This is a genomic window from Rhodococcus sp. USK10, assembly GCF_019378875.1.
Taxonomy (GTDB): Bacteria; Actinomycetota; Actinomycetes; order Mycobacteriales; family Mycobacteriaceae; genus Rhodococcus_F; species Rhodococcus_F pseudokoreensis.
In genome coordinates, this window is the sequence record NZ_CP076048.1 from 5,336,776 (window position 1) to 5,362,222 (window position 25,447).

The following is a 25,447-nucleotide window of genomic DNA, read 5'->3' on the forward strand; positions in this document are numbered from 1 at the left end:
CCCGGCCTCCGGCTCAGGCCAGGAGCTGGGCGCAGCGCAACAGACCCAGGTGGCTGTACGCCTGGGGATGGTTGCCCAGCGACCGCTCGGCGACGGGGTCGTACTCCTCGCTGAGCAGTCCGGTCGGTCCGGCGGCGTCGACGAGTTGTGCGAACAGCGCCTCCGCCTGCGACCGCTGACCGATCAGCAGGTACGCCTCCACCAGCCAGGCGGCGCAGAGGTGGAACCCGCCCTCGGTGCCGGGCAGTCCGTCGTCGTGGTGGTACCGGTACACGGTCGAGCCGCTGCGCAATTCCGCCTCGGTGGCCGTGACGGTGGCCGCGAACTTCTCGTCCGACGGGTCGATCAGCCCGGACAGTCCGATGTACAGCGTGGCGGCGTCGAGGTCGGTGCCGTCGTAGGCGGCGGTGTACGAGCGGACCTCGTCCTTCCAGCCCTTCTCGCGCACCTCGTCCGCGATCTTGTCGCGCAACGGCGTCCACCCGGGCTCGATGTCTCGCCCGAAGTGCTCGGCCAGCGCCACCGCGCGGTCGATGGTGACCCACCCCATCACCTTGGAATACACGTGGTGACGGGGGTTGTCGCGGATCTCCCAGATGCCGTGGTCGGGTTCGAACCAGCGACGTTCGACGGCCTCGACCATGGCGCAGACCAGTTCCCAGTCGCGGTCGTTGAGCGCCACCGGGGCGCCCTGCTTCTCGCGGGCGTGGGAGAGGTCGTGGATGAGTTCGACGATGGGGCCGAACACGTCGAGTTGCACCTGCTGGTTGGCCGCGTTGCCGATGCGGACGGGACGCGAGCCCGCGTACCCGGGCAGCGAGTCGATGACGGCCTCGGGCGGCAGACCGCCACCGTGCAGCGTGTAGAGGGGGTGCAGGCGTTCGGGGCCGGGCAGCGTCTCGAGGACGTCGTGCACCCAGTCGAGGTAGCCCTCGGCCTCGCTGAGCGAACCGAGGCTGACGAGCGCGGACGCGGTGAGTGCGGCGTCGCGGAGCCAGCAGTAGCGGTAGTCCCAGTTGCGGACGCCGCCGATCTCCTCGGGCAGCGAGGTGGTGGCGGCCGCCATGATCGCGCCGGAGTCGACGTGCACCAGGCCGCGGAGGGTGAGCGCGGAGCGCTTCATCAGGTCGGGTTTGAGCGTGGGCAGGGTGAGGCTCTTCGCCCAGTCCGACCAGTACGATTCGGCCAGCGCGCGGCGTTCCGCCTCCGGGGTCTCGGACGGTCCGAGTTCCTCGGTGCCGCAACGCAATTCCAGGACGATGTCGCCACGGGACGGATCGACGACGGCATGCGCGGTCTGCTGGTTGCCGTCGGAGGTGACGTTCCACTGCACGCCGGGGGAGCGCAGCACGATCGGCTCGTTGGTGCCGTGCACCCGCAGTCCCTCGCTGACCGCCTCGAGGATGACCTGGCCCTGACCGAACTCGGGCCGCGGTGCGAACGTCACGACGGCGGCGGCCTGCCCGCTGATCACCCGGGTCAGGTCGGTGCGGCCCAGGCGTACGTCGTGCGGCAGGTAGTCGGTGACGGACAGGCTGGCCCACCGGGTCTGCACGGTCATCGTGCTGTCGATGTACCGCTGGCTCAGCGGCAGGGCGCTGCGGTGCGGGCCGACGCTGAAATGGCCGGCTTCCGGTCCACCGAGCAGGTGTGCGAACACGGACGCGGAGTCGGGCTCGGGATGACACAACCAGGTGAGGGTCGCGTCCGGGGTGACGAGGGCGACGGTCCGCGGGCTGGCGAGCATGGTGAGGCGCTCGATCGGCGGCGCGTGTGCCCCGGACAGCCAGGTGCGGCGCTCCTCGAGCAGGAACGCGAGGGCCGCGGCGACGTCCTCGGTGCTCGACACCCGGAATTCGGCGAGGCTGTCGCCGGGGCCGACCTTCACACCGAGGTCGGGGCCCTGGAGGCGTGCGAACGCCTTCTCGTCGGTGACGTCGTCGCCGACGAACACTGCCGCGGTCGCGCCGTCCTGGTGGCGGATCAGGTCGAGGGCATGGCCCTTGTCGGTGGCGACGACGGCCAGTTCGATGACGGACTTGCCCTCGGTGACCTGCACGCCCACCCGCTGCCCGGCGTCGGCGCGCACCGCGGCCAGTGCGCGGGCGCCTTCCTCGGCGTCGGCGTTGCGGACGTGCAGGGCGACGCTCGCCGGCTTCGCCTCCACCGACGTGCCGTCGTGCAGGGCGGAGATCCGCCTGAGTTCCTCGGTGATCTCTCCGAGAAGTTTCTTGGCGTCCGCGTCGATCGCATGGATGAACCCGATGTCGAATTCCGAGCCGTGGCTGCCGACGAGTTGAACCTCGGCGGGCAGCCGCGACAGCGCGGCGAGGTCTTTGAGCGCCCGGCCCGAGATCACGGCCGCCGTGGTTCCGGCGAGGCTGGCCAGGGCGCGGAGAGCGCGCACCGATTCGGCGTGGGGAAACGCCTTTTCGGGATCGGAGACGATGGGAGCCATCGTGCCGTCGTAATCGGACGCGACGAGCAGGCGAGGGGTCCGCGCGACCCGGGAGAGGGCACGACGAAGTTCGATGGGCAGATCATGGGCGCTCACACGTTCAAATCTAGGGGATGTGACGGATGTGGGCGCGTTCTCGGCCGGGGCTGTGCCCCGATCGCGTCCTATTCGGGTCTGCGGCTCCCGTCACCGAGCAGCAGTTCGACGGTGAGTTCGAGCCGATTCGCGACATCGGTCGCGGACGACCGCCGTGTGAGCCAGGCCACCAGGTTCGACAGCCACACGTCGGAGATGACGCGGGCGACGGCCAGCTGGTCCTCGGTGGGTTCGGTGTCCGTCATCGCGCGGGCGAACAGCCGGTCCATCAGCTTGCCCACCTGATCGACCTCGGCGGCGGCGGACGCGTCGGCGAACATGAACGCGCGCGTCATGGCCTCGGTCAGCAGCGGGTCGCGCTGCATGGCGCGGGTGATCTGGCTGAGGATCAGCTGCATCCGCTCGAGTGGGTTCCGGCCCGGCGGGTTCTTTCCGCGGGAGTCGATCCGCTCGAACTCGCGGGCGAGCGCCGACACCAGCAGGTGCACCTTGGACGGGAAGTACCGGTACAGCGTTCCCACGGCGACGTCGGCGCGTTCGGCGACGGCACGCATCTGCACGGCTTCGTATCCGCCCTTGGACGCCAGGGCCAGGGTCGCGTCGAGGATCCGCTTGCGCCGTTCCTTCTGCGCGTTGGAACTGAGATCGTCCTCGCCCAGCGTCGCCGCAGCGACCGTCGTGGACCGTGATCGGGAGCTGGTCGTCATTACCTGTTTTCCTTCGCGCCTTGACTCATGGCCAGGTGTCATATTAGAACACGTTCTAGACGAATGTGTCATTCAGGAGAGGCGGATACCCGTTGTGACTATCGCCACCACCGAGGAACAGAAGGCTGCAGCGGGTGCGATCCAGGCTTGGGCGCGGTCGACGGACCCGCTGGTCACAGTACGGCAAGGACCAGCAGATTCGTGGCACACGTCGTGGCCGGCCTTCTCTTCGCTCGGAATTTTCTCGGTTGCCGTACCCGAAGAGGTCGGTGGGTCGGGGGCGGAGATCGTCGATCTCGCCGCGATGCTCGAACAGGCCGCGACCGAACTCGTCCCGGGTCCTGTTCTCTCCACCGCGCTGGCCGCTCTCGTCGTCGGGCGCAGCTCCGGCGCCGCCGCGAAACGATGGTCCGAGGACCTCGCCGACGGCGCGATGCCGTGCGCGGTGGCTCTCGGCAACTCCCCGGTGAACGCGACCCTCAGCGCCGACGGCGGGTTGACGGTCACCGGCGACGCCGGCTTCGCGATCGGCGGCGACGCGGGAGTGACCGTGCTGTTACCGGCCGACACGGGCGAGCAGGTGGTGTGGTGCCTGGTCGACGGTGAGTCCGACGGCCTCGACATCACGATCGCCGACACGATCGACAAGAGCCGTCCTCTCGCGCGGGTGCGGTGCGACGGGGTGGCGGTGGCGGCCGACCGTGTGGTCACGGGGGTGCGGGAGGGGCTGGTGTCCGACCTCGCCGCGACCCTGGCCGCCGCGGAGGCGTCCGGCATCGCGGCGTGGTGTCTGCGAACGGCGGTGGAGTACGCCAAGATTCGCGAGCAGTTCGGCAAACCGATCGGATCGTTCCAGGCGATCAAACACCTGTGCGCGGAGATGCTGTGCCGCGTCGAACAGTCCGGGGCCGCGGCGTGGGACGCGGCCGTCGCGGCGGAGGACGCGTGGAATGCGGACGGTGGCGAGCTCCCGGTTGCGGCGGCGGTGGCGGCGACGATCACGCTCGACGCCGCCGTCGAGACCGCCAAGGACTGCATCCAGGTGCTCGGCGGAATCGGCTTCACGTGGGAGCACGACACCCACTTCTACCTGCGCCGGGCGACGTCGCTGCGCCAGCTGCTCGGCGGCTCCGCCCGCTGGCGGTCGCGGGTCACGGAACTGACCCGGGCGGGCGCTCGCAGGCACCTGTCGATCGACCTGACGGGCCTAAGTGAGGAGCGGGCGCGGATCCACGCCGACATCGCCGCGCTGGTGGCGCGGCCGGGGCCGGAGCGACGCGCGGCCCTGGCCGAGTCGGGTTACCTGGCCCCGCACTGGCCCGCTCCCTACGGGCGAGGTGCGCGCGCCGCGGAGCAGATCCTGATCGAGGAGGAACTGGCGGCCGCCGGGGTCGGCAGACCCGACCTGGTGATCGGCTGGTGGGCGGTGCCGACCATCCTCGAGCACGGCAGCGCCGAGCAGATCGAGCGTTTCGCCACCCCGACGCTGCGCGGCGAGATCATCTGGTGCCAGCTGTTCAGCGAACCTGGCGCCGGCTCCGACCTGGCGGCGCTGCGGACGTCGGCGGAGAAGGTGGACGGCGGGTGGCGGCTGAACGGCCAGAAGGTGTGGACGTCGAGGGCGCAGGAGGCGGACTGGGCGATCTGCCTGGCGCGCACCGATCGGGAGGCGCCCAAACACAAGGGCATCAGCTACTTCCTCGTCGACATGACGAGTCCCGGCATCACCATCTCGCCGCTGCGCGAGATCACCGGCGACGCCCTGTTCAACGAGGTGTACCTCGAGGACGTATTCGTGCCGGACGACCTGGTTGTCGGGAATCTCGGCGACGGCTGGAAGCTGGCCCGCACCACGCTGGCGAACGAGCGGGTCGCGATGGGCGGGGGCTCCTCGCTCGGTGCGGCGACGGAGGAACTGCTGGCGCTCGCGGGCGACGGCGACCCGGTCACCGACGACACGCTCGGCCGGCTCATCGGCAACGCGCTCGTCGGCTCGCAACTGGAACTGCGCACCACCCTCCGGCAGCTGGACGGCCAGGACCCCGGGCCGGAATCGAGCGTCCGCAAGCTGGTGGGCGTCCGTCAGCGGCAGGCGGTCGCGGAATTCGCGATGGAACTCGGCGGCACGGACGGCTGGGTGGAGGGTCCGCTTGCACGCGAGTTCCTGAACACCCGCTGCCTGTCCATCGCGGGCGGAACGACGCAGATCCTGCTGACCGTGGCGGCCGAGCGGATTCTCGGGCTGCCGCGCGGCTGAGCCGACTCCCGCTCGGCCTTCCGCGGGGTCCGGGATGGTGATACAACTAGAACACGTTCTAAATCGAAAGTGGGATTGTCAGCGTGGACTTCACTCGAGACGAAACCCAGGAGGCCGTGGCCCAGGTCGCGGCCGGACTACTGGCCCGCGACCTCGACGGCGACGCCCTCTGGGCCGCCTTCGCCGACGCCGACCTGCTGACCCTCGCACTGCCGGAACGTCTCGGCGGTGAAGGGCTGTCGGTCACCGACGTCGGTGCGCTGCTCACCGAGGTCGGGCGGAAGGCGGCCCAGGTCCCGGCCCTCGCGACGCTCGGATTCGGGGTGCTGCCCATCGTCGCGCTGGGCGACGACGCGCAGCAGGACGCGCTGCTCACCGGCCTCGCGGGCGGTCGCACGTTCACCGCGGCGCTCGCCGAACCCGGGGCGCAGTTCCCGGCACGGCCGTCGGTGACGGCGGTCGCGGACGGCGACGGCCACTCCGTCACCGGGCGCGTGCTCGCGGTTCCGTACGCCGAGCAGGCGCACCGGATCCTGGTGCCGACGGACACCGGGGTGGTGCTGGTGGATCCAAGCGCGGACGGTGTCACGCTCGCGCCGACGCCCTCGGCGTCGGGCAGCCCCGAATTCGCGGTCACGTTCGACCGGGTGCGAGGCGAACTGCTCGCGGCCGGCGACAACGCGGTGCAGACGCTGTACCGGATCGCGCTCGCATCGATCGGGGCGGTGGCCGACGGACTGCTCTCCGGTGCAACGGTTCTGGCGGGTGAGCACCTGGCCACCCGGCACCAGTTCGGCAAGCCGCTCGCGACGTTCCAGGCCGTCTCGCAGCAGATCGCCGACGTCTACGTCACGTCCCGCACCCTCCACGTGTCGGCGCTCGCGGCGTCGTGGCGGGTGTCCGAGGGCCTGGACGCACAGGACGATCTGGACGTGATGGCCTACTGGATCGCCGCCGAGGTGCCCGCCGCCATGCAGGTGCTGCACCACCTGCACGGTGGCATCGGCGTCGACGTGACGTACCCACTGCACCGCTACTACTCGACCGCCAAAGACCTGGCCCGCCTCGTGGGCGGCGCCTCGTACCGACTCGACCTCGTGGGGGCCCGGTGTTCATCGATCTGACCGACGAGCAGCGGGAGCTGCAGGCGGAACTCCGGCGCTACTTCTCCGGGCTGATCTCCCCGGCCGAGGCGGAGGTGATGCGCACCGAGCGCCACGGCGCCACCTACCGCGAGGTCATCCGCCGGATGGGCAAGGACGGCTGGCTCGGGGTGGGCTGGCCGGTGGAGTTCGGCGGCCGCGGTTTCGGGGAGATCGAGCAGCAGATCTTCGTGAACGAGGCTGTGCGCGCCGATGTTCCGCTGCCGTCGGTGACGCTGCAGACGGTCGGGCCGACGCTGCAGACCTACGGGACCGAGGAGCAGAAGCGCAAGTTCCTGCCCGCGATCCTGGCGGGCGAGGTGCACTTCGCGATCGGCTACACCGAACCCGAGGCGGGTACCGACTTGGCGGCGCTGCGGACCACGGCCACCCGGGTGGGGGACGAGTACATCGTCAACGGCCAGAAGATCTTCACCACCGGCGGCCACGACGCCGACTACCTGTGGCTCGCCGTCCGCACCGGTTCGGCCGACTCGCGGCACCGCGGCATCTCCATCCTGATCATGGACACCAAGGACCCCGGCTACAGCTGGACACCGATCATCACGTGCGACGGCGCCCACCACGTCAACGCCACGTACTACTCCGACGTCCGGGTGCCCGCGAACATGCTGGTGGGCGAGGAGAATCAGGGCTGGCGCCTGATCACCACCCAGCTCAACCACGAACGGGTCATGCTCGGGCCCGCCGGCCGGGTCGGGGGACTCTACGACCGTATCCGCAACTGGGCGGCCGCGCACGACCTGCTCGGCGAACCGGACGTCCGGCGCGTGCTCGGCGAGATCCACGCGACGTACCGCCTCAACGAACTCCTCAACTGGCAGGTGGCGTCCAGTGAGTCGGACGCCGTCGACGTCGCCGACGCGTCCGCGACGAAAGTGTTCGCCACCGAACGTATTCAGCGCATCGGCAGGCTCGCGGAGGAGATCGTCGGACGCTACGGCGACCCGTCCGAGCCGGAGACCGCCGACCTCGTGACATGGCTCGACATGCAGGTGAAGCGCAACCTCGTCATCACGTTCGGCGGCGGGGTCAACGAGGTGATGCGCGAACTGATCGCGACAGCCGGCCTGAAACTTCCCCGAGTCCCGCGATAGGAGCGCCGCGCGAAATGAGTTCCGAACAGATTCTCGCTGCCGCAGAAGAGGTCCGGTCGGCGGGCCCGAGCGCTCCCCGGCCCGGACGGGACCCGATCAACCTGCCGATGATCCGCAACTGGGTGGAGGCGATCGGCGACAAGAATCCGATCTACGTCGACGAGGCGGCGGCGCGGGCCGCGGGACACGACGGCATCGTCGCCCCGCCCGCGATGGCGCAGGTGTGGACGATGCAGGGCCTGAACGCCGTTCGGCAAACCGACGACCCGCTCGGGCGCATGACGACCATCCTCGACGAGGCCGGGTTCACGTCCGTCGTCGCCACCAACTGCGATCAGGTCTACCACCGCTACCTGAAGGTCGGCGAGGAGGTCACCATCACCACGACCCTCGAGGACGTGGTCGGCCCGAAGAAGACGGGCCTCGGCGAGGGCTGGTTCTTCAACACCCGCAGTGTGTGGCGCGACGCCGCAGGCGAACCGGTGGCCGAGATGCTGTTCCGGATCCTGAAGTTCATGCCGAAGACCGATAGGCCGGGGTCGTCGGGGAACGGGCAGAGTGCGTCCTACGACGACCTGGACCCGTCGAGGATGATGCGGCCCAGCGCCTCGCAGGACACCCAATTCTTCTGGGACGGCGTGGCCGCGCACGAACTGCGGATCCAGCAGCGCGAGGACGGGACGCTGCAGCACCCGCCGGTGCCCGCGCTGTGGAAGGACAAGGCGGAGACGACGGATTACGTCGTCGCGTCGGGTCGCGGCACGGTGTTCAGTTACGTGATCCACCACGCGCCGAAGGTCCCGGGACGCTCGCTGCCGTTCGTGGTGGCGCTGGTCGAACTGGAGGAAGGCGTCCGCATGCTCGGCGAACTGCGCGGGGTCGCGCCCGCCGACGTGACGATCGGGATGCCGGTGGAGGCGATCTACCTCGACTTCCCGGGCGACGACGAGACGGGCGGCGCGCCGTGGACCCTGTACGCGTGGCAGCGCGGAGCGAAGGAGCAGTCATGACGTCCACTCTCGATGTCGTAGTGGGAACCACGCTTCCGGAGCTGTCCGTCACCGGCGACCCGACGTTCGTCGTCTCGGCCGCACTGGCGACGCGCGACTTCCAGGACGTCCACCACGACCGCGACCTGGCGCAGCAGCGCGGATCGAAGGACATCTTCGTCAACATCCTCACCGACACCGGTCTGGTGCAGCGGTTCGTCACCGACTGGGCGGGACCGACCGCGGTGATCAAGTCGATCGCGCTGCGCCTCGGGGTGCCGTGGTACGCCTACGACACGCTCACGCTGAGCGGCACGGTGGAGTCGGTGGACGACGGCGTCGTCACGCTCGACGTCGTCGGGAAGAACGATCTCGGCAACCACATCACGTCGAAGGTGACCCTCGTCCTGGACGGACGCACGAACGGAGCGGGTGCATGAGCGGGCTGTCGGGCAAGGCTGTCATCGCCGGGATCGGCGCCACCGACTTCTCGAAGGACTCGGGCCGCAGCGAATTACGGCTGGCGGCGGAGGCCGTCACGGCGGCACTCGAGGACGCCGGGCTGACACCCGCGGACGTCGACGGGCTCACGTCCTTCACGATGGACACCAACACCGAAGCAGCCGTGGCCCGTTCGGTCGGCATCCCGGACCTGAAGTTCTTCAGCCGCATCCACTACGGCGGCGGCGCGGCGTGCGCCACCGTGCAGCAGGCCGCGATGGCCGTGGCCACCGGCGTCGCCGACGTGGTGGTGGCGTACCGGGCGTTCAACGAGCGGTCGGGGATGCGGTTCGGGCAGGTGAACTCCGGTCTGGTGCAGCAGGTGAACTCGTCCGGCACCGACAACGCGTTCTCCTACCCGCACGGCCTGTCGACGCCTGCAGCGTTCGTCGCGATGGTCGCCCAGCGGTACATGCACGAATACGGCGCCACGAGTGAGGACTTCGGACGGGTCGCGGTCACCGACCGCAAGCACGCGGCCACCAATCCGAACGCCTTCTTCCACGGCAAGCCGATCACCCTCGAGGACCACCAGAATTCCCGGTTCATAGCCGAACCGCTGCACCTGCTCGACTGCTGTCAGGAGTCCGACGGCGGCATCGCGATCGTCGTCACGTCGCCGGAGCGGGCGAAGGACCTGAAGCAGAAGCCGGCCGTGATCGCGGCGGCAGCCCAGGGGAGCGGCAGCGACCAGTACATCATGACCAGCTACTACCGGCCCGAGCTCGCGGGACTGCCCGAGATGGAACTGGTCGGCAGGCAGCTGTGGGATCAGGCCGGACTCGGACCGCAGGACATGGATCTGGCAATCCTGTACGACCATTTCACTCCATACGTATTGATGCAGCTCGAAGAGCTCGGCTTCTGCGGTGGCGGCGAGGCCAAGGATTTCATCGCCGGCGGCACCATCGATCTCGACGGCAGCCTGCCGCTCAACACCCACGGAGGTCAGCTCGGGGAGGCCTACATCCACGGCATGAACGGCATCGCCGAGGGCGTGCGGCAGATCCGCGGCACGTCCGTCAACCAGGTCTCCGGTGCGCAGAACGTCCTCGTCACCGCAGGCACGGGGGTGCCTACGTCGGGGTTGGTGCTGACGGCCTGACACCGGCCCGCGACTGCCTGCGCGCAATGTGTTTCGCGACGTACCCGGCGTCGCGGCCCACGCCGCCGGTGAGCATCGACGCGAACGCCTGCAGGAAAGGCAGTCCCACGAAATACAGTCCCGGATGGTCGGGTGAGACTCCACGGGACTGATCGGGCCACCCGTCCGCACCGGTGACGGGGATCTGGATCCAGGTCGTGTCCTTGCGGAACCCGGTGCACCAGATCACGTTGCGGACGTCGAGTGCGGTGCCGTCGTCCAGGACCGGTCGGCCGTCGCGCACGTCGGTGACCTTCGCGGGGAAGTGGTCCACACCGGCCGCGGCCAGGTCGGCCCGCTTGACCCGCAGCAGTGGGCCGCCGCCCGAGCGGACGTGGGCGCGCATCTTTCGGCCGACGGGGGTGCGTTCCGTCAGAACGTGATTCGCCATGAACCACATGATCGGGATCGCGACGTGTGCGGCGCGTCCCTCGAGGTCGAACGGCACCTCGCCGCGGACGGGACCGCAGATCGTGGTGCGGTGCGAACGGGAGGCCTCCAGGGCGATGTCCGCGCCGGAGTGGCTGCACCCGACCACCAGCACCGGCCCGTCCTGCAGTTGGGAGGGATTGTGGTAGTCGCTGGAATGCAGTTGCCGGATGCGGGGGTCGAGGCGGTCGGCGAGGTCGGGGATGACCGGGGTCTGCCAGGTGCCGGACGCGACGACGACGTTGCCGGCCTCGTATCGGTCCGTTCCGGCGGTGACGACGTAGCGGTCGCCGAGGCGGGTCAGCCCGTCCACGGTGATGCCGGTCCGGACCGGCAGCGCGAACCGCTCCGCGTAGGCCTCGAAGTAGTCGGCGACCTCGTCCTTCCCGGGCCACGACCACGCGGGGGCGGGGATTCCCCAGCCGGGCAGCCCGTCGTACTGTGCGGGACTGTAGAGGCGGAGCGAGTCGAACCGTTCCCGCCACACGTCCCCGACGCGGTCGTGGGCGTCGAGGATCACGAACTGCTGCCCGCGTTGGGCGAGGTGGTAGCCGGTGGCGAGGCCGGCCTGCCCGGCACCGATCACGATCGTGTCGAAACGTTCCGTGGACATGGTGTGCCTTCTTCCCTCGGCGTTCGGTGGTTGTGCTCAACGTTATTGAGCGGACCGATCCGGGCGCGTCGGGAGAAAGGCGCAGATACGTACGACCGTATGGGTACTTTCATGTAGCCGGGCCGACGAGGTGATGCTCGTAGGCATAGGCGGTGGCCGCCGACCGCGACGAGATCCCCAGTTTGACGAAGATGTTGCTCAGGTGCCGCGCGACCGTCTTTTCGCTGAGGAACAGTTCCGTCGCGACAGCCCGGTTGCTCTTGCCCGCCGCGACGAGGCGGAGCACGCACACTTCACGCGGGGTCAGCGGAGTGGAGTCCGCGGAGTCGGGACTGAATTCCACCCGCAGTCGCTCGAGGTCGGGGAGCGCGCCCAGTTGCCGGTACGTGGCGGACGCGAGATCGTGCTCCATCTGCGCGGTGTCGTCGTCGCCGAGGTCGCGGCACACCAGCGCGACCGACTCCCGGACCCGCGCGCACTCGTAGGGCGCGCCGATCTCCTGCCAGCGCCGCCACGCGTCGCGCAGGACGGTCAGCGCGTCGCTGCCCCGGCCCTCTGCGTGCAGCACCGATCCCGAAGCCTGCGCGGCCAGGGCGCACAGATAGGGAATCGCGAACCGGGTTGCCGTCGAGTCGAGTTCGTCCGCAGCGGACGTCGCCGCCGGGACGTCGCCGGCGACGAGCAGGATCTCCACGCACGCGGGCAGCAGTCGGGCGCGTTCCACGTCGCCGGTGGCTTCGTCCACCGCGCAGCGGATCGACGCGGCCGCGCTGCCGACCCGACCCTGCGCCATCCGCAGCAGCGCGAGTCCGGGTTGCGGGCGCCTGCCCAAGCGGTTCGCCTCGAGGAACAACTTCTCGGCCTGCGCGACCTCGCCGCGCAGGCGGTGGAGGTCGGCCATCACGTAGGCGGCGGACCCGGCCGCGGGTTGCGCGCCGAGTCGTTCGTGCGCCCGCCGCGCCGAGTCCATCGCCGTCGGCCAGTCGCCCTGCAGTTGCAGGATCTCGGCACGGTGGACGAGGCACTGACCGCGGTAGGGGACGAGGCCGGGTTGCGAAGAGCACCACTCCTCCAGCGCCACAGTCCATTCCCTCGACCTCCGGAGGTCGCAGATGTTCTGGCACTGCTCGATCACGGCGCAGTACACGATCCCCGCGACCACCGGGGACACGTTGTCGGACGTCACCCCGACCATCGCCTCGTCGAACGCGGAGACCGCCTCCTCGACGTTCCCCAGCAGGACGAGCGAATGGCCGGTGCCCAGCACTCCGAGCGTCGTCAGATCGGGGTCGGCGAACCGGATGCCGACGTCCGTGATCGCGCGGAAGATGTCCCGGGCCGCGGTGCCGTCGCCGTCGTCGATCCGGCGCAGCCCCTGCGGCACCAGCAGGTAGCCACGCTCCGCGCAGTCCACACCCGCGGTGTCGAGCAGTCGCTGGGCCTTGCCCAGCCAACCGCCGCCGCGGGCGTGCTCGCCGCGCATGAGCAGGCCGAACGAGAGCCAGAACGCGCACCGCGCCGAGCGCACCGGTCGACCCGTGCGGGTCCACTCGTGCACCGCCCGCTCCCACCACTCGGTGCTGGCGTCGTCCTCACCGAGCAGGTAGGCGGCGGTGGCGAGCAGTTCGAGGTCGGCACCCGGCAGCGGGTCCTGCCGATCGGCGCTCGACAGGCGTGCGTACGTGTCGCGCCAGTCTCCCCGCTCGAAGGCCGCACGGCCCGTCCGGAGTTCCGACGCCGCATCCGACATCCTGGTCTCCTGCCGAAGATCTGCGCGCTGACCTGCTCGAATTTCAGACTACCGCCGCACAGGGCCTGCCCGGAACGGCGAATATTCCCCTGCACCTGTCGGTGCCTCGAGTCACACTGGGTCGACACGCCAACGGATGGGAACTTCTGATGGTCGATGCGATAACGGCAGAGGGTCTGGTCAAGAAGTACGGCAAGGTCACAGCGCTGGACGGGGTCGACCTCGCGGTCCCCTCTGGAACGGTCATGGCCCTGCTCGGCCCGAACGGCGCAGGCAAGACCACGGCGGTGCGGGTCTTCACCACCCTCCTCGTCCCGGACGCAGGCCGCGCGCAGGTCGCCGGTCTCGACGTCGTCCACGACGCGCGGGTGCTCCGGTCCCGGATCGGCGCGTCGGGGCAATACGCGGCCGTCGACGAGTACCTCACCGGTTTCGAGAACCTCGACATGGTCGGGCGGCTCTACCACCTCGGGGCCAAACGCAGTAAGGCGCGAGCCCGCGAACTGCTCGAACAGTTCGACCTGGTCGAGGCGGGCGATCGCCCCGTCAAGGGCTACTCGGGCGGCATGCGCCGCCGTCTGGACCTCGCCGGAGCGCTGGTGGCCGAGCCGGAAGTGCTGTTCCTGGACGAACCGACCACCGGACTCGACCCCCGCGCCCGGCTGGCGCTGTGGGACGTCATCGACAACCTCGTCGCCAGGGGCACCACCCTGCTGCTGACGACGCAGTACATGGAGGAAGCCGAGCGCCTCGCCGACCAGATCGCGGTGATCGACCACGGCTCCGTCATCGCGCGCGGAACCGCCGACGAACTGAAGGACCGCGTTGGTGGTGAACGCATCGAGCTGAGCGTGCGGGAGGGCGTCGACCTCTCCGTGGTGCGCGAAGAACTAGCTCCCCTCGCCGCCGGCGACATCCTGGTCGAAGAGAACGTCCGCCGGGTGACGGTGCCGGTGTCCGGCGGCGCCGATGCCCTCGTCGAGGCACTGGGCCGACTCTCGAATCGAGGAGTGAAGGTGTTCGACGTCGGTCTGCGCAGACCGACCCTGGACGACGTCTTCCTCACCCTGACCGGACACGAAGCCGAAGAGGAGCAAGTCTCATGAGCGCCCCACAGACGGCGTCCGTGCACACCGCGCTCGCGGACGGGCTCACGATCGCCAAACGCAACATGATCAAGATCAAGCGCGTCCCCGACCTCATCGTGTTCACCACGTTGTCGCCGATCATGTTCGTGCTGCTGTTCGCGTACGTCTTCGGTAGCGCGATCCAGGTTCCCGGAATGTCGTACCGCGAATTCCTGATCGCCGGAATCTTCACGCAGACAGTCATCTTCGGGGCCACGTGGACGGGCCTCGGGATGGTCGAGGATCTGCAGAAGGGGATCATCGACCGATTCCGGTCGCTGCCGATGGCCCCGTCCGCCGTCCTCCTCGGCCGAACGTCCACGGACGTCCTGATCAACATCGTCAGCCTCGTCGTGATGTCGCTGACCGGTCTGATCATCGGGTGGCGCATCCACTCGAGTCTCGGCGAAGCGCTCCTCGGCTACCTGCTCCTGCTGTTGTTCGCCTACGCCCTGTCCTGGGTGATGGCGGTGGTCGGGCTCTGGATCCGCACTCCGGAAGTGTTCAACAACGCCAGTTTCATCGTCATCTTCCCGCTCTCCTTCATCGCGAACACATTCGTCGAGACCACCAACCTGCCCGGCCCACTGAAGGTGATCGCCGAATGGAACCCGGTGTCCGCGGTGACACAGGCCGTCCGGGAACTGTTCGGAAACACCAACCCGGCCATGACCGTTCCCGACGCCTGGCCGTTGCAGCACCCGATCATCGCCTCACTTTTGTGGTCGGCAGTGCTGCTGGTGATCTTCGTGCCGTTTGCCATCCGGCGGTACAAGAAGGCCGTCAGCCGCTGACGGTGCGCCGGTCTAGCCGAGTTCGCGCGGCGAATCGACGTCGCGTCCCGTTCCCAGATCGGAGCAGTCGACCGTCTCGGCGCCGTGCGCGGCGAGGTACTTCCGTGCGCCGGAGTCCCCGGTGAGGCTGCGCCGCAACGGGAGCCAGTGGTCCCGGCCGATCAGTACCGGGTGGCCGGGGCGTCCGCCGTAGTGGGCCTGGCGCAGCGCCGACCGGGCGTCGCCGGCCGGGGTGTCGCCGGGCACCGCCGCCACCCGCCGGACGGCGTCGGCGCCGAGGTCGGGGAGATCGACGAGGGTGATGACGACGGCGTCGACGTCGTCGAACGTCGTCGCGACCTCCAGTCCGCGACGTAGGGACGCGGACAGCCCCGACTGCCAGTCGTCCGCGATTCCGACGGTGACGGGGACCCCGTCGGGCAGGAGGTGCTCGGCCTCGTCGGCGCGGGCACCGAGCACCACGATGGTGGGCTCGCATCCGGCCTCCATCAGGATTCGGACCCCGCGCGCGAGCCACGGTTCCCCGTCCGAGCCGACGACGAGTGCCTTCGGCTTGCCCATGCGCGAACCGGCCCCGGCCGCGAGCAGCACGCCCCCGATCGTCATCGAACTCTCCCCGTCCCGCGCTGCATGTGTCCCAACATTACGACGATGCTTCCGTAGACTGGCCGGTGGCCTCGGCAGGCCCAACAGACGGCACGCCCTATCGGAACGGACGGACGCATGGTGGATCCGAACAGAGTCGGCGAACCTGCCCAGCAGGAGTTCGCGCAGCGATGGGGTGGCGCGGGCAGCATCGTCGACCTCGACGGTCCCGTGCACTGGGTCGAATACGGCGAGGACACCGGGTTCCCTCCGGTGGTCATGGTCCACGGACTGGGCGGCTCGCACCTGAACTGGGTGCGGATCGCACCGGTGCTCGCGGAGCGCACCCGCGTGCTCACCGTCGATCTCCCCGGGTTCGGGCTCAGCCCGTCCGGGCGACGCCGGACGGGAGTCGGCGCCAACGCGAAGGTGCTGCACCGCTTCCTGCGCGAGGTCGTCGGTCGTCCCGTGATCCTCATGGGCAACTCGATGGGCGGCATGATCTCGCTGTTCGAGGCGGCGGCGCACCCGGAGATCGTCTCGGCCCTGATCCTGGTCGACCCCGCACTGCCTGTCGCACAACGGATCCCGAACCCACGGATCGCCGCACAGTTCGCGATGTACTTCACCCCGTTCGTGGGCGAGCGGTTCCTGCAGTACTCGAGCCGGAAGATGACGGACCGGCAGTTGGTCGAGCGCACGATCGACCTGTGCTTCGCCGATCCGAGCCGGGCGTCGGAGGATTCCCTGGACGCCGCAACGGCGCTCGTGGGTTATCGCCGCGCGCTGCCGTCCGAGGACGCGGCATTCCTTCAGGCCAGTCGTTCCCTGATGCGCGTGCTCGCGCGTCCGCGGCGGTATCTCGACGTCATGCAGTCGATCGCACAGCCCGTGCTGCTGCTCCACGGCGACCGCGACCGGCTGGTCCCGGTCGCGGCGGCACGCAAGGTGGCGACGGCAAATCCGCGGTGGGACAGCGTGATTCTCGCGGACGTGGGGCACACTCCGCAGCTCGAAGTTCCCGACGCGATGCTCGACCGCGTGCTGCCGTGGGTCGACAGGCACGGTCTGATCGACGTCTAGATTTCGGCCGTTCCGCCGGTCCCGGCGATCGACTGCGCGAGCGCACGGAACAGGTGGGTCAGTTCGGGTCGCGTCGCGGTTCCGCTCCGGACTACCCCGCACACCGGGATGCGCAGTCGGTCGTGCGCCTCGCGCAGGAAACTCAACCCCCGTCGGGGCGTCGCGTCGGCGGTGTCGGCGTACAGCACCGTCCACGACCGCGGGGTGGTGAGGACGTCGAGGGTGGCCGTGTGGTCGCTCGGGATCGACGGCCCGAGCATCACCCGCTGCCCGACCTGCCGGAACGCGTCCTCGACCACGTTGTGGATCAGGATCTGGCTGCTCCGTGGCGGCAGTAGGAGGGGGTACGGCGCCAGTTCGCTGAGGTCGACGGTCGAGACCCCGGCCAGTGGGTGTTTGCTCGACGTCACGATCACCAGGTCTTCGAGCCCGAATTCCACGGTTTCGAGGCCCGGCCGGTCGACGCCGCCGCGGATGAGTGCGAGGTCGGCGTCGCCCGACGCGACCGCGGTCATCCGGTCGGTGAAATCCTTGATGACGAATTCGATGTCGAGCTGCGGGAAGTCTTCGCGGACAAGCGATATCGCCTCCAGGCTCTGGGTCGCGAAGCTCATGCTCGCGCTGATCCGGAGACGGTTGCGCGGATCGAGTCCCACCGACAGCGCGCGCGCCTCGAGCCCCATCATCTCGGCGGCGATGGGCATCAGTCGTTCGCCCGCCGCGGTGAGCCGGGTGGCGCGCGTCGAGCGCTCCAGCAGGGTGGTGCCCAACTCGGTTTCGAGTTTGGCGATCTGATGGCTGATCGCCGACTGCGAGATGAAGCAGCGTTGTGCGGCGCGCGAGAAACTGCCCTCCTCGCCGACCGCGAGAAAGTAGCGAAGCTGTCGGAACTCCATGACCTGAGGTTACGTCCTTCGGGGAAGACTTATGAGCGATCGAGATAACACTATTTCGATTTCCCCAGCTTATTGGCAATTGACACCGGTCGATCCCTAATGTGGAGCTCATACGCGGAGCTAAGTAGACGCATTGAAGCAGTAGGAGGTTTTCGGTGGATCGCACACAGGTCGTCATCGTGGGATCGGGATTCGGCGCACTCGCGGCGGCGAAGAAGCTCGGCAAGGCCGGCACGCCGTTCGTGCTGATTTCCGAGACCACCGAGCATCTGTTCCAACCCCTTCTGTACCAGGTCGCGACCGGTGTCATCTCGCCCGGCGAGATCGCCCCGTCCATCCGCGCGATCCTCGCCAAGTACCCCAGCGGCGACGTCCGCCTGGGCCGGGTCGTCGACGTCGACCCGGACAAGAAAGAGGTCGTCTACGAGGCCGGCGGCGTGAGTCACACGATCGGCTACGACAGCCTCATCGCCGCCACGGGTGCCCGGCAGGCCTACTTCGGCCGCGACGAGTTCGCCGAGGTCACGTACGCGCTCAAGACCGTCGCCGACGCCGACCGGCTGCGCAGGCAGATCGTCCGCTGCTTCGAGGAGGCGCACACCACCTCCGACCCGGAACGCCGCCGCGACCTGCTGCACTTCATCGTGATCGGTGCCGGCCCGACCGGTGTCGAACTCGCAGGTCAGATCAAGGAACTGGCGGGCCGCTACTTCGAGAAGTCGCTCCGCGACGTCACGTCCGAAGACGTCACCGTCACCCTCGTCGAGGGTGCGGGGGAGGCGCTGCCGGTGTTCGGCGGCAAGCTCAGCAAATACACCCAGGATTCGCTCGAAAAGGCCGGTGTCGAGTTGGTGCTCGGCACGATGGTGACCGACATCGACGAGCACGGCGCCACCCTGTCGTCGCCGAGTACCGGATTCGAGAAGCGCCTCACGGCGGACACGATCATCTGGTCGGCAGGCATCCAGGCCAACGACTTCGCGGCGGTGCTCGCGGACCGCACCGGCTGCGAGACCGGGCGCGGCGGCCGTCTGCTCGTCGACGAGGACCTCACAGTGGGCCGCTACGACGACGTCTACGCGATCGGCGACATGGCGTCGCTGAACAACCTGCCCGCGCAGTCGCCGTTCGCGATGCAGGGTGGACGCCACGTCGCGGCCATCATCACCGGGAAACGCGCCCTCGGCACGCCGTTCACGTACCGCGACAAGGGCAGCATGGCGATCATCAACCGGTTCCGTGCCATCACCCGCGTCGGCAAGATCGAGCTGACCGGTGTGCTCGCCTGGTTCCTGTGGCTCGCCGTGCACCTCGTCTACCTGGTCGGATTCCGCAACCGGTACGTCGCGGTGATGTCGTGGTGCGGTTCGTTCCTCGGACACCGCCGCCCGCACTTCCACTACGCCCAGGAGATCGAAACGATCGAGTTGAGCGACCAGCGAGAGGACGCCGCGGCCTAACGTGGTCCCATGACCGTCACCAGCGCTGGAGTACTCCTGTATCGCACCGACGATGCGGGGGTGCTCCAGTTGTGGATCGTGCACATGGGTGGCCCGTTCTGGGCGCGCAAGGACGAGGCCGCGTGGTCGATCCCCAAGGGCGAATACGTCGACGGCGAGGATCCGTACGCGGCCGCGCTGCGGGAATACGAGGAAGAGATCGGCGCACCGCCGCCTGCGGTCGAGTACGAGTTACTCGGCGAATTCCGGCAGCCCTCACGCAAGGTGATCACCGTGTACGCGGCAGAGGTGAGCGAAGACGTCGCCTTCGTGGAGAGCAACACGTTCGACCTGGAATGGCCGCCGCGGTCGGGGAAGATTCAGCAGTTCCCCGAGGTCGACGACGCCCGCTGGTTCCCGGCGGACGTCGCCGAGAACAAGCTGGTCAAGGGGCAGCGGCCGATTGCGCGTCGCGCCCGTGAGTACTTCTTAACCGCCCGACGTTAATAAGTACTCACGGGCGGCGAAGCCGCACGCCAGACGGCGGCGGGGGTCATCGGGAGCCGCCGAAGCCGCGCGCCGGTGGCGTCCGCGATCGCGTTGGCCAGTGCCGGGGCGACCGGGTTGTACGGGGACTCGCTCATCGACTTGGCGCCGTGCGGGCCCAGTTCGTCGTAGGTGTCCGCGAAGTAGACCTCGGTGTCCGGCACGTCCACGAGCTGCGGGATGTGATAGTTCCGCAGCTGCGAGTTGAGGACGGTCCCGGCGCCGTCGAGCAGCATCTCCTCGTACAGCGCGCTGCCGATGGCCTGCGCCACGCCGCCCTCGACCTGCCCGCGGCACTGCTGCGGATTGAGGACCGTGCCGGCGTCCGCCGCCTGGATGGACTGCAGGATCTGGACCTCCCCGGTGACGGTGTCGACCGCGACCCGGAAGGCGTGCACGTTGAACACCACCGACCGCGGGGTGCCGTCGTGGTGGCCCTCGGCCCGGAGCGGTCCCTCGGGCACCAGCTTGTCGAGTTCGACGGTCCGCCCGGCGACCACGACCGCGTCGGGTGTGAGCGCGCAGTCGCTGTCCTCGGCGGCACCGGCGACGCGGCGGGCGACCTCGAACAGCTGCTCCCGCAGCCGGGTTCCCGCGAGATGCACCGCCTTCCCGGCGACGACCGTGCCTGCCGAACCGAACGCTCCGGTGTCGTGCCCGGCGACGTCGGTGTCGGATTGGATCACCGTGATCCGGTCGGCGGTGGTGCCGAGCGCGGACGCGGCGAGCTGCGCGTGCACGGTGGTGGTGCCGTTCCCGAACTCGGCCGTGCCCACCCGCAGTTCGTACCGGCTGCCCTCGACGAGGGTGCAGGACACGTCCGCGAAGTGCCCCCGCGGCGGAATGGTCGCGATCATGGACGCCGCCATGCCCTCGCCGACCCGCCACTGCGGCCCGTCCGGTGGAAGCGCGTCGTTGCCGCGGCGGAGGGCGGCCTCCGCCAGGTCGAGGCACTGGTCCAGTCCGTAACTGCCGTACGTGAGGTCGCCGTGTTCGACTTCGAAATCGACGAAGTCGTCACCAGGGACCACCACGTTGCGACGACGCAACTCGAACGGATCGATCCCCAACTCCGCGGCCAGTTGGTCGAGCGCGGACTCCACCGCGAAGATGATCTGCCCCAGCCCGTAGCCGCGGAACGCCCCGGACGGCAGGTTGTTGGTGTAGACGGCCTGGGCGTCCACCCGCTTGTTCGGCGACCGGTACAGCGCAACGGATTCGCTGCAACCGTGGAACATCACCCCCACCGAATGATTGCCGTACGCTCCGGCATCCGACAGCACGTCGACGGCGAGTGCCGTCAGCGTGCCGTCGCCGTCGGCACCGACCTTCACCGACACCCGCATGGGATGTCGGCACGGGGCGATCGTGAACTGGTCGGTCCGGGTGAACTCGTACTGCACCGGTCGGCCGGTGCGCAGCACGGCGAGGGCGACGAGGTCCTCCACCAGCATCTCCTGCTTCGCGCCGAAGCCGCCCCCGACACGGGCCGTGAACACCCGGACCTGTGCGCGGTCGAGCGAGAACAGGTGAGCGAGTTCGTCGCGGACGAGGAACGGCACCTGGGTGCTGCTGCGGAGGGTGAGGCGACCGTCGGAGTCGAGCCAGCCGATGGCCGAGTGGGTTTCGAGGTGCGTGTGCTGCACGCGCTGGGTCTGCCATGTGCCCTCCACCACCGCGCCCGTGCCCCGCGCCGCCGCCAGCCCGGCGGCGAGGTCGCCGGTCTCGCCGTGGACCTCGGCCACCAGATTCCGGGCCGGGTCCGCGATCCGGGACTCGGCGCCCTTGTCGCCGTGCAGCAGGGGGGCACCCGGGCGGCGCGCCAGGTCGGGGTCGAAGACCGGTTCGAGGACTTCGTATTCCGCCTCGATCAACTGCAGTGCGCGCCGGGCGATGTCGACGGAGTCCGCGACGACCGCGGCGACGCGCTGCCCGCGGAACCGGAGGATCGTGTCGAACACGTAGGTGTCGTCGGGGTCGTCGGTGCGGAACTCGTGACGCGCGGTGGAGAAGGCCACGCCCGGACTGTCGCGATGGGTGAGCACCGCGTGGACGCCGGGCAGTCGCTCGGCGGCGGACGTGTCGAGACGGGTGATGCGGGCGTGCGGATGCGGGCTGCCGAGGATCTGGATGTGGGTCAGCCCGTCGACGGCCAGGTCGAGCGTGTACGGTTCGGCGCCGCACACCACCCGGGTGGCCGCGGGTGCGGGTATCGAACGTCCGAACGACTCACCGGCACTGTCCGATTCGGTGGTGCACACGCCGCCGACGGCGTCGCGGACGGAGCGATAGCCGGTGCAGCGGCACAGATTCCCCTTCAGTGCGCGCGGCAGGTCGGCGCGTTGCGCGGAGTCGAGCGCGGACGCGGTCACCACCATCCCGGGTGTGCAGAACCCGCACTGGAATCCCGCCGCGTCAACGAATTGCTGCTGCACGGGATGGAGTCGGTCGGGACTGCCGAGACCGGCGGCGGTGGTCACCTCGCGGTTCTCCGCGCGATGCGCCGGCACCACACAGGAGTGCACCGGGGCGCCGTCGAGCAGCACGGAACAGGCGCCGCAATCCCCGGCGTCGCAGCCCTTCTTGACCGCGAACCGCTGCTGTTCCCGCAGGAAGGTGCGCAGACACTGACCGGGCCGTGCGTCGGCGTCCACCGACTGACCGTCGACCGTCAACTTCATTCCAGCTCCCTCCGGATCTCCTCGGCGAGGACGCCCGTGACGTGACGACGCCAGTCCGCGGCGCCGTGCGCGTCCGTCAGGTAGTCGTCGGGGGAGATCCGTTCGGCCAGAGCAGCGCTCAACAGATCGGTGCCGGGAACGGCAGGGAAACGCAGGACGAAGGGGCGGACGGTCGACGCGGTGACGGTCAGCGTGAATCCGTCCGCGCCGACGCGTCCGGCGAGCAGGGCACCGGACCGTCCGAGCGGCGAGTACGCGATCTTCCGCAGCGACGTGCGGCCCCGCAACGCGGCGGCGGGGAGGTGGATGCTGCGGATCAGTTCACCGGCCCCCAGCGTCGTACGGCCCGCCCCGGTGACGAACCGGTCCACCGGAACCCGGCGTTCGCCGCCGTCGGGGGTCCAGATCAGGAGTTCGGCGTCCAGCGCGCAGCACAGCGTGATCATCGCGCCGGCAGGCAGCGCCAGCGCGAGGTTGCCGCCGACGGTCGCGGTGTGCCAGATCTTCCACGACGCGACCAGCGACTCGGCGCACGGCCGGAACAGGTTCTTCGCCGACCACTCGGCGGGAAGCGGTGCATTGCAGAGGTTCTCGATGGTGCACGTCGCGGCGAGTTCGAGTCCGTCGTCGTGGACGGTGATCGCAGGCCAGTCGAGGGTGGCCAGGTCGACCAGCCGGGTGACCGTCGGTTGCGGCTCCGAATACAGCCAGGTGCCGCCCGCCAGGTACGCCGTTCCGGGCTCCGGGGCGGGCAGGTCGTCCCGGCTGCGCGGCGCCGAGATCTCCGTCACGAACGACAGATCCATGGTCTCACCCCGCCTTGCGCACCAGGGCCCGGTGGGCCTGCTCGACCTCCGCGGCGACGTCGTCCTCGTTCACGGTGATCACTCTTCCACGCTCGACGACGGCGCGCCCGTTCACCAGAAGCAACTCCAGCGGTGCCGTGGCCCCGAGAACCAAAGCTGCCACCGGGTCGGTGATGCCGGAATGCGCGAGGGTATCGACCCGCCACAGCGCGAGGTCGGCCAGTTTGCCGGGTTCGAGGGAGCCGAGTTCGTCGTCCCGGCCGAGCACCCGGGCCCCGCCGATAGTGCCGAGTTCGAGCGCGGTGCGCACCGTCATCTCGCGCGGGCCGCCGCGGGCCCGGGCGAACAACACGGCGTGGCGGGCCTCCTCGAGCATGTTGCACGCCTCGTTGCTGGCGGCGCCGTCGACACCGAGCCCTAGCGGGACCCCGGCCGCGTAGAGGTCCCGGGCCCGGGCGATCCCGGCGCCGAGGCGGGCATTGGACGTGGGGCAGTGGGCGACACCGGTACGGGTGCCGGCCAGGGTGGTAATCGCGACGTCGTCGAGGTGGACGGCATGGGCGTACCAGACGTCGGGTCCCACCCATCCGAGTCGCTCCATGTACTGCACCGGGGTGCAGCCGAACCGGTCGAGGCAGAAGTCCTGCTCGTCAACGGTTTCCGCGAGGTGGGTGTGCAGTCGTACGCCGGCGGACCGGGCGAGGGCCGCGGCCTCGGTCAGCAGGTCGGCGGTGACGGAGAACGGGGAGCAGGGCGCCACCGCGACCCGCAGCATCGAGTCGGGCGCCGGGTCGTGCCAGCGGTCGACGACGTCCTGGGTGCCTGTGAGGACGTCGTCGAGACGCTCCACCACGGAGTCGGGTGGCAACCCGCCCTGGCTGTGGCCGAGGTCCATCGACCCCCGGCTGGGGTGGAACCGCAGCCCGACGGTCCGGGCGGCCTCGATCTCGGCCCCGAACACGTCGCCGCCGTCGCGGGGCACGACGTAATGGTGGTCGGTAGTGGTCGTGCACCCGTGTTTCGCCAGCCAGGCGAGACCGCCGGTAGCCGCGGTCCGGACGGCCTCGGCGTCGATGCCCGCCCAGATCGGGTAGAGGGTGGTCAGCCAGCCGAACAGGTTGTCGTCGGCGGCGAGCCCGCGAGTGATCCACTGGTACAGGTGGTGGTGGGTGTTCACCAGTCCGGGTATCAGAAGGCAGCCGCGTCCGTCGACGACCCGTGCGCCCTCGATCTCCGGCGCGCGGCCGGCACCGACGTCGACGATGCGGTTGCCCCGGACGACGACGTAGCCGTCCGGATGCTCGGTACCCGACGTGTCGACGGTGGCGACGTACGCACCGGCGACGACGACCGTGCCGGGGACGTCGGACATCAGCTGAGCCACCCCGCGTACGCGGACCACGCGGGCCCGGGGTCCGGGGCGTCGGAACGCTTCACCGTGGCCTGGATCAGGCCGTACGGGCGGTCGGCGGCGTGGAAGACCTCGTTGTCGTTCTCCACGCCGAAACGGGCGAGGTCGTGGGCGAAGTGGTGCTTGTTCGGGGCGGACAGCCGCACCTCCGCGAGCACGGGGTAGCGCTCCAGGATGGCCTTGCCGATCTCGTACAGGGTCTGCTGCAGGGCGAGGGAATGGACGGTCGCGAACGTCGCGACGATCTGCTCCTTGATGCCGGCGTAGACGCTGTTCCAGTCCACGTCGGTGGTGACGAACCGCCACTGCACGACCAGCGACGTCGCCATCACTCGGTCGTGGGTTTCCTCGAGGATCGTGTACTCGTCCTTCAGGAATCCGAAGAATTCGCTGCCCGTGGACTTGAGGATCACGAGATCCTTGAGCCCGCCGACCACCCACGTGCCGTCGGCGTCGACGGTGATCGCCGCGGTGCGCACCTCCTCGCCCTTGCGCACCCAGGTGTGGTCGTGTTCCGCTCCGTCGACCACGGCGCGCTGCCACGAGTATTCCTCGATCTCGATGCGAGCGCCTTCGACGGGGGCCACGTCGTCCACGAAGTGCCGTGCCAGCGTCAGCCCGTACTCCTCGATGGAGTCGAGTCCCTTCTCCTTCGCGTAGGAGTACGCCGTCTGCTTCTGGGTGTCGGTGGGCAGCACCGAACTCTGGTCGCCGGCGAGGTGCGCCGCCGAGAAGTCGCCGCGCAGGCACGTCGACACGCTCACGTCCCGGATTTCGTGTCGCGGGGTGTCGCGGTAGATCCGAACGATGCGGTTCTCGGCCTTGCCGTACTGGTGCTCGCCCAGGACGATGGCGCCGGTGAGGTCGGTCATTCT

The 25,447-nt window shown here is 69.3% G+C and carries 21 protein-coding genes; 11 read left to right on the forward strand and 10 right to left on the reverse strand.

What is annotated here, in order from left to right:
• Positions 1–13: 13 nt before the first annotated feature.
• Both otsB and kstR read right to left on the reverse strand, forming a co-directional pair.
• Complete coding sequence (otsB, locus tag I1A62_RS31775; RefSeq protein ID WP_124396266.1) at positions 14–2,554, reverse strand: trehalose-phosphatase; 2,541 nt, start codon at positions 2,552–2,554, stop codon at positions 14–16.
• A gap of 68 nt (positions 2,555–2,622) precedes the next feature.
• Entirely contained in the window at positions 2,623–3,261 is a 639-nt protein-coding gene (kstR, locus tag I1A62_RS31780) for a cholesterol catabolism transcriptional regulator KstR (RefSeq protein ID WP_005566090.1), read from the reverse strand.
• A gap of 94 nt (positions 3,262–3,355) precedes the next feature.
• Here kstR and I1A62_RS31785 point away from each other — a divergent pair, with 94 nt between their 5' ends.
• The 6 genes from I1A62_RS31785 (at position 3,356) to I1A62_RS31810 (ending at position 10,373) form a co-directional block, all read left to right on the forward strand.
• Positions 3,356–5,518 carry an acyl-CoA dehydrogenase gene (locus tag I1A62_RS31785; protein WP_219456238.1) on the forward strand — a complete coding sequence of 721 codons (2,163 nt, stop codon included), beginning with the start codon at positions 3,356–3,358 and terminating at the stop codon, positions 5,516–5,518.
• Between the two features lie 83 nt (positions 5,519–5,601).
• Positions 5,602–6,642 (forward strand): acyl-CoA dehydrogenase family protein, encoded by a 1,041-nt coding sequence (locus I1A62_RS31790; RefSeq protein WP_219456240.1) that lies wholly within the window; start codon positions 5,602–5,604, stop codon positions 6,640–6,642.
• Positions 6,627–7,778, forward strand: a complete 1,152-nt coding sequence (locus I1A62_RS31795) for an acyl-CoA dehydrogenase family protein (RefSeq protein ID WP_218270848.1) — start codon at positions 6,627–6,629, stop codon at positions 7,776–7,778. The genes I1A62_RS31790 and I1A62_RS31795 overlap by 16 nt, the downstream gene beginning before the upstream one ends.
• A gap of 14 nt (positions 7,779–7,792) precedes the next feature.
• Positions 7,793–8,788 carry a bifunctional MaoC family dehydratase N-terminal/OB-fold nucleic acid binding domain-containing protein gene (locus I1A62_RS31800; RefSeq protein WP_219456242.1) on the forward strand — a complete coding sequence of 332 codons (996 nt, stop codon included), beginning with the start codon at positions 7,793–7,795 and terminating at the stop codon, positions 8,786–8,788.
• Positions 8,785–9,207, forward strand: coding sequence for a MaoC family dehydratase (locus I1A62_RS31805; protein WP_124396271.1), 423 nt, complete (start codon positions 8,785–8,787; stop codon positions 9,205–9,207). The genes I1A62_RS31800 and I1A62_RS31805 overlap by 4 nt, the downstream gene beginning before the upstream one ends.
• Positions 9,204–10,373: a lipid-transfer protein gene (locus I1A62_RS31810; RefSeq protein ID WP_219456244.1), complete on the forward strand. Its 1,170-nt coding sequence runs from the start codon at positions 9,204–9,206 to the stop codon at positions 10,371–10,373. The genes I1A62_RS31805 and I1A62_RS31810 overlap by 4 nt, the downstream gene beginning before the upstream one ends.
• Here I1A62_RS31810 and I1A62_RS31815 read toward each other — a convergent pair.
• Both I1A62_RS31815 and I1A62_RS31820 read right to left on the reverse strand, forming a co-directional pair.
• The gene (locus I1A62_RS31815) at positions 10,345–11,454 is read right to left on the reverse strand and encodes an NAD(P)/FAD-dependent oxidoreductase (protein WP_124396273.1); all 1,110 of its coding nucleotides are present in this window, start codon (positions 11,452–11,454) and stop codon (positions 10,345–10,347) included. The genes I1A62_RS31810 and I1A62_RS31815 overlap by 29 nt on opposite strands.
• 109 nt (positions 11,455–11,563) lie before the next feature.
• A complete protein-coding gene (locus I1A62_RS31820) occupies positions 11,564–13,204 on the reverse strand; it encodes a helix-turn-helix transcriptional regulator (RefSeq protein WP_219456245.1) in 1,641 nt (546 codons plus the stop codon).
• A 149-nt stretch (positions 13,205–13,353) separates the two neighbouring features.
• Here I1A62_RS31820 and I1A62_RS31825 point away from each other — a divergent pair, with 149 nt between their 5' ends.
• Positions 13,354–14,310: an ATP-binding cassette domain-containing protein gene (locus I1A62_RS31825; protein WP_124396275.1), complete on the forward strand. Its 957-nt coding sequence runs from the start codon at positions 13,354–13,356 to the stop codon at positions 14,308–14,310.
• Positions 14,307–15,125 (forward strand): ABC transporter permease, encoded by an 819-nt coding sequence (locus I1A62_RS31830; protein WP_124396276.1) that lies wholly within the window; start codon positions 14,307–14,309, stop codon positions 15,123–15,125. The genes I1A62_RS31825 and I1A62_RS31830 overlap by 4 nt, the downstream gene beginning before the upstream one ends.
• Positions 15,126–15,137: 12 nt before the next feature.
• Here the strand turns inward: I1A62_RS31830 and I1A62_RS31835 are convergent, their stop codons facing one another.
• Entirely contained in the window at positions 15,138–15,731 is a 594-nt protein-coding gene (locus tag I1A62_RS31835) for an NTP transferase domain-containing protein (protein ID WP_219456247.1), read from the reverse strand.
• Between the two features lie 117 nt (positions 15,732–15,848).
• Between I1A62_RS31835 and I1A62_RS31840 the strand changes: the two genes are divergently transcribed.
• A complete protein-coding gene (locus I1A62_RS31840; protein WP_219456249.1) occupies positions 15,849–16,793 on the forward strand; it encodes an alpha/beta fold hydrolase in 945 nt (314 codons plus the stop codon).
• Here the strand turns inward: I1A62_RS31840 and I1A62_RS31845 are convergent.
• Entirely contained in the window at positions 16,790–17,689 is a 900-nt protein-coding gene (locus tag I1A62_RS31845; RefSeq protein WP_218270841.1) for a LysR family transcriptional regulator, read from the reverse strand. The genes I1A62_RS31840 and I1A62_RS31845 overlap by 4 nt on opposite strands.
• Positions 17,690–17,844: 155 nt before the next feature.
• Here I1A62_RS31845 and I1A62_RS31850 point away from each other — a divergent pair, with 155 nt between their 5' ends.
• Entirely contained in the window at positions 17,845–19,149 is a 1,305-nt protein-coding gene (locus I1A62_RS31850; protein ID WP_124396280.1) for an NAD(P)/FAD-dependent oxidoreductase, read from the forward strand.
• A gap of 9 nt (positions 19,150–19,158) precedes the next feature.
• Entirely contained in the window at positions 19,159–19,635 is a 477-nt protein-coding gene (locus I1A62_RS31855) for an NUDIX domain-containing protein (RefSeq protein ID WP_219456250.1), read from the forward strand.
• Here I1A62_RS31855 and I1A62_RS31860 read toward each other — a convergent pair.
• Genes I1A62_RS31860 through pucL form a run of 4 tightly spaced genes read right to left on the reverse strand, consistent with a single transcriptional unit; the run spans position 19,632 to position 25,444 of the window.
• Positions 19,632–22,355, reverse strand: a complete 2,724-nt coding sequence (locus I1A62_RS31860) for a molybdopterin cofactor-binding domain-containing protein (protein ID WP_219456252.1) — start codon at positions 22,353–22,355, stop codon at positions 19,632–19,634. The genes I1A62_RS31855 and I1A62_RS31860 overlap by 4 nt on opposite strands.
• The gene (locus I1A62_RS31865) at positions 22,352–23,161 is read right to left on the reverse strand and encodes a xanthine dehydrogenase family protein subunit M (protein ID WP_219456254.1); all 810 of its coding nucleotides are present in this window, start codon (positions 23,159–23,161) and stop codon (positions 22,352–22,354) included. Before I1A62_RS31865 ends, I1A62_RS31860 begins: the two co-directional genes overlap by 4 nt.
• Before the next feature lie 4 nt (positions 23,162–23,165).
• Positions 23,166–24,533 (reverse strand): 8-oxoguanine deaminase, encoded by a 1,368-nt coding sequence (locus tag I1A62_RS31870; protein WP_219456255.1) that lies wholly within the window; start codon positions 24,531–24,533, stop codon positions 23,166–23,168.
• Positions 24,533–25,444 (reverse strand): factor-independent urate hydroxylase, encoded by a 912-nt coding sequence (gene pucL, locus I1A62_RS31875; RefSeq protein WP_219456257.1) that lies wholly within the window; start codon positions 25,442–25,444, stop codon positions 24,533–24,535. Before pucL ends, I1A62_RS31870 begins: the two co-directional genes overlap by 1 nt.
• Positions 25,445–25,447 lie beyond the last annotated feature (3 nt).

Coding starts and splice junctions, on each gene's coding strand:
- kstR (WP_005566090.1), bottom strand. CDS start 3,261: ATGACGACCAGCTCCCGATCACGGTCCACGACGGTCGCTGCGGCGACG.
- I1A62_RS31800 (WP_219456242.1), top strand. CDS start 7,793: ATGAGTTCCGAACAGATTCTCGCTGCCGCAGAAGAGGTCCGGTCGGCG.
- I1A62_RS31805 (WP_124396271.1), top strand. CDS start 8,785: ATGACGTCCACTCTCGATGTCGTAGTGGGAACCACGCTTCCGGAGCTG.
- I1A62_RS31810 (WP_219456244.1), top strand. CDS start 9,204: ATGAGCGGGCTGTCGGGCAAGGCTGTCATCGCCGGGATCGGCGCCACC.
- I1A62_RS31815 (WP_124396273.1), bottom strand. CDS start 11,454: ATGTCCACGGAACGTTTCGACACGATCGTGATCGGTGCCGGGCAGGCC.
- I1A62_RS31820 (WP_219456245.1), bottom strand. CDS start 13,204: ATGTCGGATGCGGCGTCGGAACTCCGGACGGGCCGTGCGGCCTTCGAG.
- I1A62_RS31825 (WP_124396275.1), top strand. CDS start 13,354: ATGGTCGATGCGATAACGGCAGAGGGTCTGGTCAAGAAGTACGGCAAG.
- I1A62_RS31830 (WP_124396276.1), top strand. CDS start 14,307: ATGAGCGCCCCACAGACGGCGTCCGTGCACACCGCGCTCGCGGACGGG.
- I1A62_RS31835 (WP_219456247.1), bottom strand. CDS start 15,731: ATGACGATCGGGGGCGTGCTGCTCGCGGCCGGGGCCGGTTCGCGCATG.
- I1A62_RS31840 (WP_219456249.1), top strand. CDS start 15,849: ATGGTGGATCCGAACAGAGTCGGCGAACCTGCCCAGCAGGAGTTCGCG.
- I1A62_RS31845 (WP_218270841.1), bottom strand. CDS start 17,689: ATGGAGTTCCGACAGCTTCGCTACTTTCTCGCGGTCGGCGAGGAGGGC.
- I1A62_RS31855 (WP_219456250.1), top strand. CDS start 19,159: ATGACCGTCACCAGCGCTGGAGTACTCCTGTATCGCACCGACGATGCG.
- I1A62_RS31860 (WP_219456252.1), bottom strand. CDS start 22,355: ATGAAGTTGACGGTCGACGGTCAGTCGGTGGACGCCGACGCACGGCCC.
- I1A62_RS31865 (WP_219456254.1), bottom strand. CDS start 23,161: ATGGATCTGTCGTTCGTGACGGAGATCTCGGCGCCGCGCAGCCGGGAC.
- I1A62_RS31870 (WP_219456255.1), bottom strand. CDS start 24,533: ATGTCCGACGTCCCCGGCACGGTCGTCGTCGCCGGTGCGTACGTCGCC.
- pucL (WP_219456257.1), bottom strand. CDS start 25,444: ATGACCGACCTCACCGGCGCCATCGTCCTGGGCGAGCACCAGTACGGC.